At 71.4% G+C, this 14,348-nt stretch carries 14 protein-coding genes; 6 read left to right on the top strand and 8 right to left on the bottom strand.

What is annotated here, in order from left to right; all coding sequences use genetic code 11:
• Positions 1 to 5: 5 nt before the first annotated feature.
• The 4 genes from EER30_RS18775 to EER30_RS18760 are packed head-to-tail and all read right to left on the bottom strand — an operon-like array spanning position 6 to position 2,038.
• The gene (locus EER30_RS18775; protein WP_127501779.1) at positions 6 to 611 is read right to left on the bottom strand and encodes a M48 family metalloprotease; all 606 of its coding nucleotides are present in this window, start codon (positions 609 to 611) and stop codon (positions 6 to 8) included.
• Positions 601 to 1,104 (bottom strand): hypothetical protein, encoded by a 504-nt coding sequence (locus EER30_RS18770; RefSeq protein ID WP_127501778.1) that lies wholly within the window; start codon positions 1,102 to 1,104, stop codon positions 601 to 603. The genes EER30_RS18775 and EER30_RS18770 overlap by 11 nt, the downstream gene beginning before the upstream one ends.
• 44 nt (positions 1,105 to 1,148) lie before the next feature.
• Entirely contained in the window at positions 1,149 to 1,637 is a 489-nt protein-coding gene (locus EER30_RS18765) for an SRPBCC family protein (RefSeq protein ID WP_127501777.1), read from the bottom strand.
• Positions 1,634 to 2,038 (bottom strand): ArsR/SmtB family transcription factor, encoded by a 405-nt coding sequence (locus tag EER30_RS18760; RefSeq protein ID WP_127501776.1) that lies wholly within the window; start codon positions 2,036 to 2,038, stop codon positions 1,634 to 1,636. Before EER30_RS18760 ends, EER30_RS18765 begins: the two co-directional genes overlap by 4 nt.
• Positions 2,039 to 2,087: 49 nt before the next feature.
• Here EER30_RS18760 and EER30_RS18755 point away from each other — a divergent pair, with 49 nt between their 5' ends.
• Positions 2,088 to 2,867, top strand: a complete 780-nt coding sequence (locus EER30_RS18755; RefSeq protein WP_127501775.1) for an isocitrate lyase/PEP mutase family protein — start codon at positions 2,088 to 2,090, stop codon at positions 2,865 to 2,867.
• On the top strand, positions 2,864 to 4,087 hold the full coding sequence (locus EER30_RS18750) for a tetratricopeptide repeat protein (RefSeq protein WP_127501774.1): 1,224 nt from the start codon (positions 2,864 to 2,866) through the stop codon (positions 4,085 to 4,087). Before EER30_RS18755 ends, EER30_RS18750 begins: the two co-directional genes overlap by 4 nt.
• A gap of 33 nt (positions 4,088 to 4,120) precedes the next feature.
• Here EER30_RS18750 and EER30_RS18745 read toward each other — a convergent pair whose 3' ends face one another.
• Positions 4,121 to 5,692: a ricin-type beta-trefoil lectin domain protein gene (locus tag EER30_RS18745; protein ID WP_127501773.1), complete on the bottom strand. Its 1,572-nt coding sequence runs from the start codon at positions 5,690 to 5,692 to the stop codon at positions 4,121 to 4,123.
• A 208-nt stretch (positions 5,693 to 5,900) separates the two neighbouring features.
• On the opposite strand from EER30_RS18745, the gene EER30_RS18740 reads away from it, so the two are divergent.
• Genes EER30_RS18740 through EER30_RS18730 form a run of 3 tightly spaced genes read left to right on the top strand, consistent with a single transcriptional unit; the run spans position 5,901 to position 10,213 of the window.
• Entirely contained in the window at positions 5,901 to 7,070 is a 1,170-nt protein-coding gene (locus EER30_RS18740; protein WP_127501772.1) for an NAD(+)/NADH kinase, read from the top strand.
• A gap of 8 nt (positions 7,071 to 7,078) precedes the next feature.
• Positions 7,079 to 8,737, top strand: a complete 1,659-nt coding sequence (locus EER30_RS18735; RefSeq protein WP_127501771.1) for an NAD(P)/FAD-dependent oxidoreductase — start codon at positions 7,079 to 7,081, stop codon at positions 8,735 to 8,737.
• Between the two features lie 3 nt (positions 8,738 to 8,740).
• Entirely contained in the window at positions 8,741 to 10,213 is a 1,473-nt protein-coding gene (locus EER30_RS18730; RefSeq protein ID WP_127501770.1) for an ATP-binding protein, read from the top strand.
• Between the two features lies 1 nt (position 10,214).
• Here the strand turns inward: EER30_RS18730 and EER30_RS18725 are convergent, their stop codons facing one another.
• The 3 genes from EER30_RS18725 to EER30_RS18715 are packed head-to-tail and all read right to left on the bottom strand — an operon-like array spanning position 10,215 to position 12,872.
• Complete coding sequence (locus tag EER30_RS18725; protein ID WP_127501769.1) at positions 10,215 to 10,712, bottom strand: mycothiol transferase; 498 nt, start codon at positions 10,710 to 10,712, stop codon at positions 10,215 to 10,217.
• A 4-nt stretch (positions 10,713 to 10,716) separates the two neighbouring features.
• Complete coding sequence (locus tag EER30_RS18720) at positions 10,717 to 11,514, bottom strand: hypothetical protein (RefSeq protein ID WP_127501768.1); 798 nt, start codon at positions 11,512 to 11,514, stop codon at positions 10,717 to 10,719.
• A 17-nt stretch (positions 11,515 to 11,531) separates the two neighbouring features.
• Positions 11,532 to 12,872, bottom strand: a complete 1,341-nt coding sequence (locus EER30_RS18715) for an MFS transporter (RefSeq protein WP_127501767.1) — start codon at positions 12,870 to 12,872, stop codon at positions 11,532 to 11,534.
• Between the two features lie 154 nt (positions 12,873 to 13,026).
• Here EER30_RS18715 and EER30_RS18710 point away from each other — a divergent pair, with 154 nt between their 5' ends.
• Positions 13,027 to 14,328 (top strand): multidrug effflux MFS transporter, encoded by a 1,302-nt coding sequence (locus EER30_RS18710; RefSeq protein WP_349290876.1) that lies wholly within the window; start codon positions 13,027 to 13,029, stop codon positions 14,326 to 14,328.
• The last annotated feature ends 20 nt before the right edge of the window (positions 14,329 to 14,348 follow it).

Genomic DNA, 14,348 nt, shown 5'->3' with positions numbered 1-14,348 from the left:
CCGGGTCAGCGCAGGCTCAGCAGGGTGCGCTCGGTGCCGGTCGCGACCTGGCGCAGCAGTTCCTCGTCGAGCGGCTCGCCGATCGCGCTCATGTATACGGTGACCACGGTTTGACATCCTCTCCGCCCTAAAGGACGGAGATTCCCTCCACGCTCGCGCAGCCGCAACAGCGCGGCCGCGAGCAGCGCGATCACCACGGCCAGCAGCATGACCCCGGCCGCGGCGGTGATCACCCTCGGCGAGAACCCGACCCGGCCGACCAGCGGCACGATCGCCAGCACGAACGCGGGCGGGAGCAGCCACACCGGACCGCGCAGGGCGGAGACCCAGGTGACGTCGCGGGCCAGCACGTGCGCGAGCTCGTGGGTGACCACGGCGTCGAAGCGCTCCTCCGGCCCCAGCGCCAGGCGCGCGGGGACGACGACGGTGGTGGCGCCGCCCGGCAGCGCGGTCGTGAAGGCGTACCGGACCGCGGGCCCGGCCACCCACAGGCGCGGCTCGCGTTCGAGCCCGTGCTCACGGCACAGGCCGGCGAACCGCGCGGCCGCCTCCGGCACGTCGAGCCGCCCGTAGAGCCACCGCAGCGAGCGTGGTCGCCCCTCAGGACCCATCGGCGGGATTCTCGGGCACGTGGACGGCGCCCACGAGCGCGTCGGCGAGCAGGTCGGCGGCCGCCTCGTCGAGGCCCAGCGTGGTCGCGTGCTTGCGGGCCACCTCACGCAGCCGGGCCGCCTGCGGTGCGGTCAGGACGATCCGGCCCTCGACGGCGGGCAGCGTGGCCTCGACCAGCTCGCGTCCGGCCTGCTTGCGGGCACGCCATCGCTGCCAGCGCGAACGAGCGGCGCCGGTGCCGGCCGCCACGACCTGACCGACCGATGTGGACACCACTTCGAGAACGACGGCGCTCAGCAACGCTTCCTCGATGCCGAAGCCGACGCCGCCGCCCGGCCCTCGGCGGTGCAGCGTGCCGTCGCGCCACGCGGCGGCCACCTCGTCGAAGACGTCAGCTTCCTCCGGAGCGAGCCGCAGACTCACGTCGCGAGCGAGCGGGACGACGAAATCGGGGCCGCTGACGGCCGTGGGTGGAACGCTCGACTCGCTCACCAAAGCCGGCCCCCTCAAGGCGCACCGAACGCTTCGATGCAAGCCTATCCACGAGGGGCAAGGCCTTCGAAGTACGGCTTCATGGCCGGGTAGTAGTCGGCGAAGTCGGGCAGGGCCGCGCCGTCGCGGGCGGCGACGAGGTTGTCGAGGTAATACTCCCAGCCGGGCCCGATGTCGCCGATGCCCTCGGTGGTCGCCAGGTGGTGCACGAGCCGCAGCTCGGTCTGCTCTCCCACGCGCGTCAGCAGCAGCTCGAGATGCCAGGCGCCGCCCTCGTCCGAAGTGGACACAAACAGCCGGCGCGGTGGTTCGCAGGCGTCGATGTGCGCGTCCATCCAGGGCGTCCCCTCCTCGAAGGCCAGCTGCACCTTGATCGCGCCCCCCGGTTTGGCCTCGCCCGTCCAGGCCCCGAACCACCGGGCCGTACGGTCGGACTCGGTGACGCTGGCCCAGACGTCCTCGATGCCGGCCTTGAACATGCGGGTCACGGACAGGTCGGTGCCGTTCAGCTGTCCCGTCGGTTCGGTGCTCATGCGGTGTTCTCCCGTCGTTCGATGTCGATGTCGATGTCGGTATCGGTGCCGGTGCCGGTGCCGGTGCGCCGCCGGTCGCGGCGGGCGCGGTAGACCTCGGTCGTCAGCGCGTCGAGGCGCCGCTCCCACCCGGCCAGGCGGTCGCCCGCGTCCCGCAGGTCGGCGATCCAGGTGGTGAGCGTGATCAAGGGGCCCGGGTCGAGGTGGTAGAGACGTTCGCGGCCGGTGGGCACGTCGCGGACCAGGCCGCTCTCGCGCAGCACGCGTAGATGGCGGCTGACCGCGGGCCGGCTGACCGCGAACTGCTCGGCGATGCGGCGAGCGGGCAGGGGCCCTTCGCGCAGCATGTCGAGGATCTGGCGGCGCACCGGGTCGGCGATGGCCGCGACGACGTCGTCCACCGCAAAAGCGTAACCCACAGGTTACGCTTTCGTGTGCCAGGATCGGAGGGTGACGGCTCCCCACGATCGTTTCCGCGCACTGCACGAGCGCGGCCTCTTCCTGCTCCCCAACCCGTGGGACGTCGGCTCGGCCCGGCTGCTCGAGTCGCTCGGGTTCGAGGCGCTGGCCACCACCTCGTCCGGCCTCGCCGCCGCCCTGGGCAAACTCGACCAGCAGGTGACCCGCGACGAGCTGGTCGCCCACGTCGCCGCGGTCACCGCGGCCGTGACCATCCCGCTCAACGTCGACGCCGAGCGCTGCTTCGACGACATCGCGCCCACGGTCGGCCGGCTGGCCGAGGCCGGCGCGGCCGGCCTCTCCATCGAGGACTACGACCCCACCACCGAGCGGGTCGACTCCCTGGCCACGGGCGCCGCGCGGGTGGCCGAGGCGGCCGAGGCCTGCGCCCGGCACGGCCTCGTGCTGACCGCTCGCGCCGAGAACCACCTCTACGGCCACGACGACCTCGACGACACGATCGAGCGGCTGCGCGCCTACCGGGCGGCCGGCGCCGACGTGGTCTACGCTCCCGGCCTGCGCGCCCCGGCCGACATCGCCCGGCTGGTCGACAGCGTCGACGCCCCGGTCAACGTGCTCGCCGTGACCGGCGCGCCGCCGGTCGCCGAGCTCGAGAAGCTGGGCGTGCGCCGGGTCTCCACCGGGGGTTCGCTGGCCTGGGCCGCCTACGGCGCTCTGCGCGACGCCGCCCGCGAGCTCCAGCGGTCCGGCACGACGACCTTCCGCGACCACGCCCTCACCGCCGACGAGATCGATCGAGCCCTCTCATGAACTCCTTGCTGGCCGGCCTCTCCGAAACCGGGCGTGCCCTGCTCCTGCAGGCCGCGGTCTCGCAGCTCCCGATGACCTCCGACGATCTGCTCACCGCGACCGGCCAGGGCGACGCGGCCCAGGTGGAACGCCTGGTCGACGCCGGCCTGCTCAGGCTCGACGACGAGGGTGAGCTGGCCGCGCCCGCCCCCGTCATCGAAGAGCTGCTCCCCTACCAGGGCGAAGAGGTTTCGGCGCGGCACCACCGGGCGATCGACATGCGCTTCTCCCGCTTCGAGAAGGCCCGGGGCACCCTGGAAGACCTGGTCGAGATCGCCCGGCACCACGTCGTGCTCAACCTGACGGAGAAGATGGTCGACTACGCGCTCGACGTCGCCGACCGTCTCGAGGGCGAACGGGTGACGGCCTTCCTGAGCGAGGTCGTCGGCTGGGTTCCGGAAACCGACCGCGGCTACCTCGACCTGAGTGATCGCCTGGGCGACGCGCTGGTCGCGACCGGCGATCTCGACGCCGCCCGGGCCCGCTACGAGCTGGCGCTTCAAGCCGCGCAGCGATCGGTCGACGCCGACCCGTCCGACACCACGGCCCTGCGAGATCTCGCCGCCTTCCACAACCGGGTGGGCAACATGGCCCAGTTGCGGCACGACCATCCCACCGCCGAGGCTTCCTACCGTGCGGGACTCGCCATCGCCCGGCGCCTGGTCGAGGCCGACCCTTCCGACACGCCGACCCAGCAGGACCTCTGCATCTCCCTCGACCACGTGGGCGACGAGCTGATGGTGGAGGGCGACACGGCCGCCGCCGAGGCGGTCTACCGCGAAAGCTTCGACATCCGCCGGCGTCTGGCCGAGGCCGACCCGGGCGTCGAACGCGATCTCGGCATCTCGTACTCGAAGCTCGGTGACCTGGCGATCGAGATCGGCGACCTCGACTCGGCCGAGAGCGCCCACCGGGAAGCTCTCGCGATCACTCGACGGCGGGCCGCGGCCGAGCCCGCCGTCGAGCAGGCCCAGGTCGACCTGAGCCTGTGCCTGCTCGGCATCGGCGACCTCGAGATGGAACGCCTCGATCTGTCCGCCGCCGAGACCGCCTTCCGCGACGGCCTCGCGATCGCCGAGCAGGTCGCCGGGCGCATCGCCGACGACGACGTGGCCGCCTTCGACGCCCGCGACGCGCTTTTGCTCCTGCGCGACCGCATGCGGGGTTTCACCGACGGCTGATCCCGGGCACCGCCGGCGCCCGGGACTCCGATCTCAGCCTCGGCGCCACTTCTGGTTGGCGCCGCCCGTGCACTCCCACAAGATCAGCACGGCCCCGTCGTTGGGGTTCCAGGCGTCGATGTCGACACACTTGTTGGCCTGCGGGTTCACCAGGTCACCGGCGGCCGACAGCACGAACTGCTGGGCCGGGTTGCCGCTGCAGGTGACGATCTGGATGACCGCGCCGTTGGCCGTCGAGCCCCACGCCACGTCCAGGCACTTGTTGTTCGAGGTCTGCAGCGTGCCGTTCACGAAGTTCCAGCGCTGGGCGCCGGTCCCGTTGCAACCCCACATCTGCACCCGTACGCCGTCCGAGAAGTTGGAGTTGGGCACGTCCAGGCACTTGTTGTTGAGGCTGCTGATCAGCGACGACGTCGATCCGCCCCCGCCGCTGGTGGTCAGCGACAGTCCGTAGACCGACAGGATCTCGTTGACCGGCTGGAACCACATGGTCGCGCCGCTCGAACAGTTGCCGCTGCCGCCGCTGGTCACGCCCTGGGCCTGGTTGCCGGTGATCCACGAGCCGCCCGAGTCGCCCGGCTCGGCGCAGGCGTTGCTCCTGGACAGGCCCGAGACGGCGCCCTGGGCGTACACGATGGTCTCGTTGCGGCCGAGCAGCGTGCCGCAGCGCCAGCCGGTGGTGCGGCCGGACCGGCAGATCGAGCTGCCGATCGCCGCGTCCTGCGAACCGGCGACGGTGACGTTGCCGCCGGCATAGTTGTTGACCCACGGTTGTGAGGTCCAGTTCCCATTCGTACGCACCCACGCGTAGTCGTTGCCGGGGAAGGACGACCCGGCGAACGTGCCCTGGACGACGTTGTTGTAGCCGAGCGTGGGGCTGCCGGTGCCGCCGCAATGCCCGGCTGTGACGAAGCCACCCGCGACCGCGAACCCGACCGAGCACAGCGTGTTGCCGTTGATCACGTACTGGTCGCCGCCGCGGGTGTCGTACAGGGGGCGGGGTTGCTCGGCGGGCACGACGGTGACCGCGCCGGCGCCGCTCGCCTCGGCGAAACCGCGGGCCGCGCTCTCGGCGCCCGGGGCGGCCATGACGACGACCCGGTTGTTGGGTACATCGACGTACCAGCCGCGTACGACCGACGGGCGGGCCGACGAGGCGCGCTTGTCAAGGGCGGCGCGGGAGGAGGCGAGGTCGGCACCGGTGCGGGCCACGACGCGGGGGTCGGCGCCCTCGGCCCGTACGGCTTCCGCCGAGGCGGAGTCGGTGACCGCGACCGTCAGTCGCTGAGCGCCCGCGGGGATCCAGGCGCCGGCGAAAGCGGGGCCGAGCTTGGCCCGCAGGCGCTTCTCGACCAGGGGCGCGGCGGCCTCGGTGCGCAGCCGGGCGGCGACCTGCTTGTCGCCGAGCTTGAGGTCGCGGCGCATCGCGCTGAGCATGCCCGGATCGGCCGCGGGGGCGGCGGCTGGGGCGGCGGCTGGGGCGAGACCGGCCGCGGGGGCGGCGGCCGAGGCAAGACCAGCCGTGGGGGCGGCCTGGGCGGGTGTCGGGCTGAGGGTGGCGACGGTGATCGCCGCGGCGGCGATCGCCAGGGAACGGTGGCGCATGTCGGGGGTCCTTTCGGTGCGCCCGGGGAAGCGGGGATACATCGGAGATTGTCTATGTGTGACAACGGTGTCAAGAAACAGGAAGGAAACCTGCCCGAACGAACCAGCGGTGAACCACGTGTGCTCCGTCGCCTGCCCTCGCCGATAGGCCGCCGCGCGTGCAAGGCTGTGACTCGGCGCTCGTAATCGGGGACAGGGGTACTGAGGCATGGGCATGGTCAAGGTCGTCGGCCTGGTGCTGCACCCGCGGCGCGACTGCGGATCGGCGATCGACGCGATCGTGAAGTGGGCCGCCCGGCGCGACGTCACCGTGCTCGGCCTGCACGACGAGATCGACCGCATCGACTGCGAGGCCGTCGCGGTCAGCCAGGAAGAGATGGTCGAGCGGGCCGGCCTGCTGGTCAGCCTGGGCGGCGACGGCACGATGCTGCGCACCATGCGGCTGGTCGAGGGCCGCAAGACCCCGGTGCTCGGCGTCAACGTGGGCCGGCTGGGCTTCCTGGCCGAGGTCGACCTGCCCGAGCTGCCGTCCGCGCTCAGCGCCATCGACGAGCACAAGTTCACCGTCGAGCCGCGCCTGGCCGTCCGCACGCGGCTGCCCGACGGCAAAGAGGTCTCGGCCTTCAACGACATCGCGCTGGTGCGGGTGCCGGGCGACGGGCTCGCCGCGATCGGCATCGCGGTCGAGAAGAAGAACTTCGTGAACTACGCCGCCGACGCGGTCATCGTGTCCACCCCGACGGGCTCGACGGCGTACAGCTTCTCGGCCGGCGGCCCGATCGTCTCGCCCAACGTCGAGGGCTTGATCGTGACCGCCTCGGCCGCCCACTCGTCGTTCAACCGCCCGCTGATGCTGGCCCTGCAGGAACGACTCGACCTCGACGTGCTGCCCACCAGCGGCCGGCTCGCCATCGAGGTCGACGGCATCATCGAGGGCTACTGCGGCCCGGGCGACCGGCTCTGCGTCGAGCCCGTGCCGTCGGCCGCCCAGGTGATCCGGCTGGGCAACACCAGCTTCTACGAGCGCGCTCGCCGCAAGCTGCGGGTCGAGGGCAGCGCCCAGGTCGGCGTGCCCGAGTCGGCCGAGGCCGTGGTGGTCGACGCGTTCGAGCGGCAGCGCTACGAGCTGCTGGTCGGCGGCGAGGTCGCCGGCGTGCTCCACTACCGCCGTCACGGCGACCAGATCGAGCTGATGCACACCGAGATCGAGCAGACCTTCTCGGGACGGGGGCTGGCCAGCCGGCTCGCCACCGCCGCGCTGGAGGACGCCCGCAGCCGGGCCACTCCGGTCGTGGCCTCCTGTCCGTTCGTCCACGGATTCCTGGAGCGCCACCCCGAATACTCCGACCTGCTGGCCAAGCAACCCGCAGATAGCTGAGGTATCCCATGGGCCACCCCGCGATCCTGACCGTCGACGACGACCCCGCGGTCTCCCGGGCGATCGCCCGCGACCTGCGCCGCCGCTACGGCGACCAGTACCGCATCCTGCGTGCCTCCTCGGCCACCGAAGCCCTCGAGGCCCTCAAGGAACTGAAACTGCGCGGCGGGCGGGTCGCCGTCATGCTCGCCGACTACCGCATGCCCCAGGTCAACGGCATCGAGTTCCTCGAGCAGGCGATGGACCTGTTCCCCAACGCGCGGCGGGCCCTGCTGACGGCGTACGCCGACACCGACGCCGCGATCCAGGCGATCAACGTCGTCGACGTCGACCACTACCTGCTCAAGCCGTGGGACCCGCCGGAGGAGAAGCTCTACCCGGTGATCGACGCGCTGCTCGACGCGTGGGTGGCCACCGGCGACCGCGAGATGGAGGACATCCGCGTCGTCGGCCACCGGTGGAGCGAGCCGTCGTACGAGATCCGCGACTTCCTGGCCCGCAACCTGGTGCCGTACAAGTGGCTCGGCGCCGATGAGAGCGAGGGCCGCCGCCTGCTCGAGGCCGCGGGCGTGGGTCCCGAGTCGATCCCGCTGGTGGTGACGGCCGACGGGCGCGCGATGACCCAGCCGTCGACGACCGAGGTGGCCGAGGCGGTCGGGCTGTCCACGGCGCCGGGGCGCGACTTCTACGACCTGATCATCGTCGGGGGCGGGCCGGCCGGGCTCGGCGCGGCGGTCTACGGCGCCTCCGAGGGCCTGCGGACGCTGCTGGTCGAGCGCCAGGCGGTCGGCGGCCAGGCCGGGCAGAGCTCGCGCATCGAGAACTACCTGGGCTTCCCCGACGGCATCTCGGGCGCCCAGCTCACCGACCGGGCGCGGCGGCAGGCCGGCAAGTTCGAGGCCGAGGTGCTCACCACCCGCGACGTGACCGGGCTGCGGCCCGACGGTTCGGCCCGCACGCTGACCTTCGCCGACGGCGGCGAGATCTCGGCCCACTCGATCGTGCTGGCCACCGGCGTCGCCTACCGCCCGCTGGTCGCCGACGGCGTGGCCGAGCTGACCGGTCAGGGCGTCTATTACGGCTCGGCCTCGACCGAGGGCCCCTCCTGCGCGGGCACCGACGTCTACATCGTGGGTGGCGCCAACTCGGCCGGGCAGGCCGCGCTTTTCTTCGCGCGATATGCCAAGACGGTCACGCTGCTGGTCCGGGGCGCGGCGCTCGAATCCTCGATGTCGTACTACCTGATCCAGCAGCTCAACAAGATCGACAACATCCGGGTGCGGACCCGGTGCGAGGTCGTCAGCGCCCAGGGCGACGGCCACCTGCAGGCCATCACCATCTGCGACAGCAAGGAAGGCGTGAGCACGACCGTCGAGTGCGGTTACCTGTTCGTCTTCATCGGCGCCGAGCCGCGCACCGACTGGCTGGGCGCCGCGGTCTCCCGCGACGAGAAGGGCTTCGTCTACACCGGGCCGGACCTGCTCTCGAATGGCACCCGCCCGGCGGGATGGGATCGGGAGCGCGATCCGTTCTACCTTGAGTGCAGTGTTCCCGGCATCTTCGCGGCGGGCGACGTGCGGGCCAACTCGGTCAAGCGGGTGGCCTCGGCGGTCGGCGAGGGCGCGATGGCCGTCACGCTGGTCCACCGCTACCTGGAGGCTCAGTAACCCATGACTGATATCGCCGCTGACGAGGTCAAACTCGCTCCCTGCGAGCCGGGGCAGCTCACGCCCGCCGAGCTGCGCACGCTCTTCCTCTTCGAGAAGCTGACCGACGACCAGCTCGCCTGGATCTCGGCGCACGGCTGCACCATGCACATGCCCGCCGGCGGCACGGTGCTGCGCGAGGGCGACCCCGCCCGGCAGTTCTTCGTGCTGCTCAGCGGCACGATCGCGCTCTCCCGCCGCATCGGGCAGGACGACGTCGAGACCACCCGCACCGAGCAGCGCGGCGTCTACATGGGCGCCACCCAGTCCTACCTGCGCGACGACGGCCTCGAGCGCAAATACATGGCCAGCATGCGCGCGCTCGACGACGCCGACTTCTTCGTGATGAGCGCCGACGACTTCGGCCAAATGATGCGCGAGTGGTTCCCGATGGCGATCCACCTGCTCGAGGGCCTCACCCTCGGCATGCGCAGCACCCAGGCCGCGGTCAGCGAGCGCCAGCGGCTCACCGCGCTCGGCGCCCTCTCGGCCGGCCTCATGCACGAGCTGAACAACCCGGCCGCGGCTGCCTCGCGCGCCACCGCCGCCCTGCGCCAGCGGGTCGCCGGCATGCGCCACAAGCTGGCCATGCTCGCCGCCGGCAAGGTCGACCCGGAACGCCTGGTCGCCCTGGTCGAGCTGCAGGAAGACGTGATCGAGCGGGCCGCCAAGGCCAAGCCGCTCACCGCGATGGAGACCGCCGACCGCGAGGACGAGCTCGGCGACTGGATGGACGAGCGCGGCGTGACCGGCGGGTGGGACCTGGCCCCGGTCTTCGCCCAGGGCGGCATCGACATCGACTGCCTCACCCTGATCGAGGAGCGGGTCGGCACCCGCGAGCTGCTCGACCAGGCGATCCACTGGATCGGCTACGCCCTCGAGACCGAGCAGCTGATGAGCGACATCGAGGACGCGACCGGCCGTGTGTCGTCGCTGGTCTCCGCCGCGAAGCAGTACTCACAGATGGACCGCGCGGCCCACCAGTGGATCGACGTGCACACCGGCCTCGACAGCACGCTGGTGATGCTCAACCACAAGATCGGCGAAGGCGTCAAGGTCGTGAAGGAGTACGACCGTACGCTCCCGCAGGTCCCGGCCCACCCGGCCGAGCTCAACCAGGTGTGGACCAACCTGATCGACAACGCGGTGCAGGCCATGAGCGGCGCCGGCACGCTGACGATCAAGACGTACCGCGAGGACGACCACGTGGTCGTCTCGGTCGGCGACACCGGTCCGGGCGTGCCCGAGGAACTGAAGAAGCGGGTCTTCGAGCCGTTCTTCACCACCAAGCCGGTCGGCGAGGGCACCGGCCTGGGCCTGGACATCTCCTATCGCATCGTGGTCAACGGGCACGGCGGCGACATCCGCCTGGAGTCGAAGCCGGGCGACACCCGGTTCCTGGTGCGGCTGCCGCTCACCGAGCCCGCTTCGTCCTGAGCTACAGAAGACCGCGCACGTAGGCCGCTTGGCCTGCGTGCTGCGCGTCGTCGTCGTACACGCTGACCAGCCTGGTCCCGAGGGTCACCGGCGGGTCCCAGTTGGTGTCCACGATCCGGTCGAGATCGTCGTCGCGCAGGCCGGCGAGGTAGCCGAGCGTACGGTCGTTGACCGCCTCGAAATAGTCGAGCAGCACCTGGGCGCTCTCCGGGGCGACCGACGCCACCCGGGACGCGTCATGGCCGTACCCGGTCTCGGTGGTGTCCTTGAGCCCGAACCGCGGGGCCCAGTCGCCGGTCGCGTAGACCTGCTCGGCCCCCATCACATCGGCCACGTGGTCGTCCTGAACGCGGGTGAGGTGCCAGACCAGCCAGCCGATCGAGTTGGCCTCGTCGGCCGGCCGCCACCGCAACTGGTCGGGGGTGAGGTCGTCCACGGCTAGGTGCACGAGCTCGGGCAGACGCCCGAAGGCATCGGTCAGCACGCCCTTGGCGTCCATCGGCTCACTCCGCTCCGTCGGTCAGTCCGGTGCCGCTCTGCTGATTCTGCTGGTTCGGTTGCTCCTGGCCGCCCGTCCCGCCCTGCTGAGTATCCCCGTCGGTGGGGTCGCCGGTGGGCTCGTCGGTCGGCGCGCCGGGTTCGGTCCCGCCCGTCTGCTGCGGGTCGGCCGGCTCGGTCGTCTGCGTCGGTGCCCCGGTGGGCTCGCCCGTCGGGCTGGTGGTCGGAGCGCCGCTCTCCGGCGCTTCCTCGCTGGGAGACGGCGACGGCTCGGCCGATTCCGACGGCGCGGGCTTCGGACTGTCCGATTTACTGCTCTTCTTGCCGAAAGCCGAACCGAACGTCGTACTCGAGCTGGTCTTGTGCCCGACCGCGTCCGCCACCGTGCGACCGGCGATCAGCTCGTACGCCGTCAGGGTGCCCATGGCCAGCACGAAGAGTGCGCCGGCCACGGCGACGATCCGCCCCCACCGCACGTTGCGCCGCGCCGCGTACACCGTCGACGCCGGCACCGGCTCGTCGGACGGAACCTCGCGCCGGGCCGCGACCACCGGTGGCGTACCGATGGCGGCCGGTTCCGTCACGAAGGTCGACTTGATCTTGTTGCTGCCGCGCTGGATGAAGCGGCTGTAGAGCTCCGTGCCGAGCGAGCCGATGACGCTGGCCACGGCCGCGCCGATCAACGTGCCCGCCACTCCTAGAAATGAACCGACCACTGCGGCGGATACCGCGGCGAGGGTTCCAGCGATGATCTTCGGGAAGTCGATGCCGGACCAGATGCGGTCCGGTGCGTGCTCAGACATGTCCTCCTCTGCCTTACCTAGGTTCGGGTCTTCGCCTTTACCGTTCGGGGCGGGGCTAAACCACGCCGCTGTGCCCATACCTCGCGGAGCGGGCGCACGACGATGCCCTCCTCGGCCATGCGCTGCCGGGCCAGCCTGCGGGTTCGCAGGATTCCGACCAGCCCGGCGGCGATGAAGATGTACTGCACCGACATGGCGACTTTGAAGTCGTTGATGTCGTACGTCGTCCCGCCGCCGGTACGCGCGTCGAGGATCAGCCCGATCAGCTCGATCGAGAGCAGCGACGCGACGAACCCGCCGACGTTGACGACCCCGGTCGCCGTGCCCAGGCGGTTCGGCGGGTTGAACGTACGGGCGTAGTCGAACCCGATCATCGAACCCGGCCCGCCCAGGCCCAGCGCGACGATCAGCACCACCAGCACCGGCAGCGGCGCGTGACCGGGCCAGGCCAGCACCAGTCCCCAGCCGGCCGCGTTCGCGCCGACCACGCCGAGCACCAGCCACGAGCGGCGCAGCGGATGTCGCTGCACGAGGATGCCGATCAGGGGCCCGGCCGCCATGCCGACCAGCACGAACAGCGTCAGCAGGGAACTGGCCGTCTCCTGCGGCAGGCCCTGCCCGGCGATGAGGAACGGGAAGCCCCACATCAGCGCGAAGACCGTACCGGTGAACTGGGTGGTGAAATGCGTCCATAGACCGAGCCGGGTGCCCGGATGCCGCCACGCGTCGCCCAGGTCGGTGCGCAGCTGCCGCATCGTCACCGAGGCGCCGCTGTTGATCCGCCGTTCCGGGGTGTCGCGCAGCGCGGCGAAGGCGGCGACCGCGACGAAAAGCCCGGCGCCGGCGGTGGAGAGGAACGCGGTGCTCCACCCAGGCCCGGCGAGCAGGACCGCCAGCGGCACCGCCGAGAGCACCTGACCGGCCTGACCGACCAGCCCGGTGAGCTGGGTCAGCACCGGCACCCGTTTGGCCGGGAACCACTGCGGCACCAGGCGCAACACGCTGATGAAGGTCATTGCGTCGCCCGCGCCGACCAGGATGCGTGCGGCGACCGCGCCACCGACGTGATCGGTGGTCGCCATCAGAGCCTGACCGGCCGCCATCAGCACACCGCCGGTGACCACCAGTCGCAGCGACCCGAAGCGGTCGAGCAGCAACCCGACCGGCACCTGCAGACCGGCGTAGACGAGAAGTTGCAGCACGGCGAACGAGGCGAGCGCCCCGGCGCCGATGCCGAAGCGGTGCTGCGCGTCCAGCCCGGCCACGCCGAGCGAGGTGCGGTGCAGCACTGCGATGATGTACGCCGCGAGGCCGACGGCCCAGACCGCCCAGGCCCTCGTCGAGGGTCGCAGGGCCATGAGTCGCCTTCCACTAGCTTTCCTTGCACGTACGGCCCCTAGCCTTGCCCGGCCGCCCCCTCGGTCACAACGAATCGGGACTCGAACCACACGTGGGTCCGGTCACTGCCGCCACGGTCAAGCGGAATTCGTCACTTGTGATCACCGCAACGACGTGTCACACCCGGGGAACAAATACTTCCGCCGGCAACTTGTGGCCGGAATGCGCGCCGAACTCTCCCCAGGAGAACTCCTGCCCGTCCGCCGCCGGCTGGGCATCGTTCTCATCCTCGGATTCCTGACCGCGCTCGGCCCGCTGACGATCGACATGTACCTGCCGTCGCTGCCGACGATCACCACCGACCTGCACACCACCGAGGCCGCCGTGCAGCTCACGCTGACCGGCACGCTCGCCGGGCTGGCCCTGGGGCAGTTGGTGATAGGTCCGCTCTCCGACGCCATCGGGCGTCGCGGACCGCTGCTGTTCGGCATCGGCGTCCACGTACTGGCGTCCGTGCTCGTTGTCGTCGCGCCCAACCTGGCCGCGCTCGGCGTCCTGCGCGTTCTGCAGGGCCTCGGCGCCGCGGCCGCCGCGGTCATCGCGGTGGCGGTGGTGCGCGACCTGTTCGCGGGCAACGCCGCCGCGCGGCTCTTCTCCCGGTTGATGCTGGTCGTGGGGGTCGCGCCGATTCTCGCGCCCACCATCGGCGGCACCGTCCTCAACTGGACCTCGTGGCGCGGCGTCTTCGTGGTGCTCACCCTGGTCGGCATCGCGATGCTGACGGCGGCCGCCCTGTTCCTGCCCGAGACCCTTCCGGCCGAGCGCCGGCGCAGCGGCGGCGTGGCCGGCACCCTGCGCGACTACGGCACCCTGTTCACCGACCGCGCCTACGTGGGCCTGATCGTCGTCGCCGCGCTCGCGTTCTCCGCGTTGTTCGCCTACGTCAGCGGCTCCTCCTTCGTCTTCCAGGAGGAGTTCGACCTGAGCGAGCAGCAGTTCGCCTACGTCTTCGCCGCCGGTGCGATCGGGCTCATTGCCTCGACCCAGTTGAACGTGCGGCTGCTGCGCCGCTGGCAGCCGGCCCAGATCCTGGGGGCCGCGCTGATCGCCGGCCTGGCCGCCGCCGTCGCCCTGCTGGCCACGGCCATGACCGGCTTCGGCGGCCTGACCGGCTTCCTCATCCCGTTGTTCCTGGTGCTGGCGGCCGTCGGCTTCGTGCTGCCGAACGCTCCGGCGCTGGCCCTCTCCCGCCACGGTGAGGCCGCCGGAACCGCGGCCGCCCTGCTGGGCGCGATGCAGTTCGGCATCGGCGCGGTGGCCGCCCCGATCGTCGGCGTGCTCGGCAACTCCTCCACCGCCACGGCGATCGTCATCGCCGTCTCGATGGTGGCCGCCGTCCTGGTCCTGGTGGTGGTCGTACGCCCCCGCCAACTCCCGGTCGACATCGACGCGCCAGTGATGGCCGTCGCACACTGAGCGACGCGCGTCGCATTCTC

Source organism: Actinoplanes solisilvae (assembly GCF_003999975.1).
Classification (GTDB): domain Bacteria; phylum Actinomycetota; class Actinomycetes; order Mycobacteriales; family Micromonosporaceae; genus Actinoplanes; species Actinoplanes solisilvae.
Note: the sequence above shows the minus strand (reverse complement) of the source record. Positions and strands in the feature narration are given on the sequence as shown.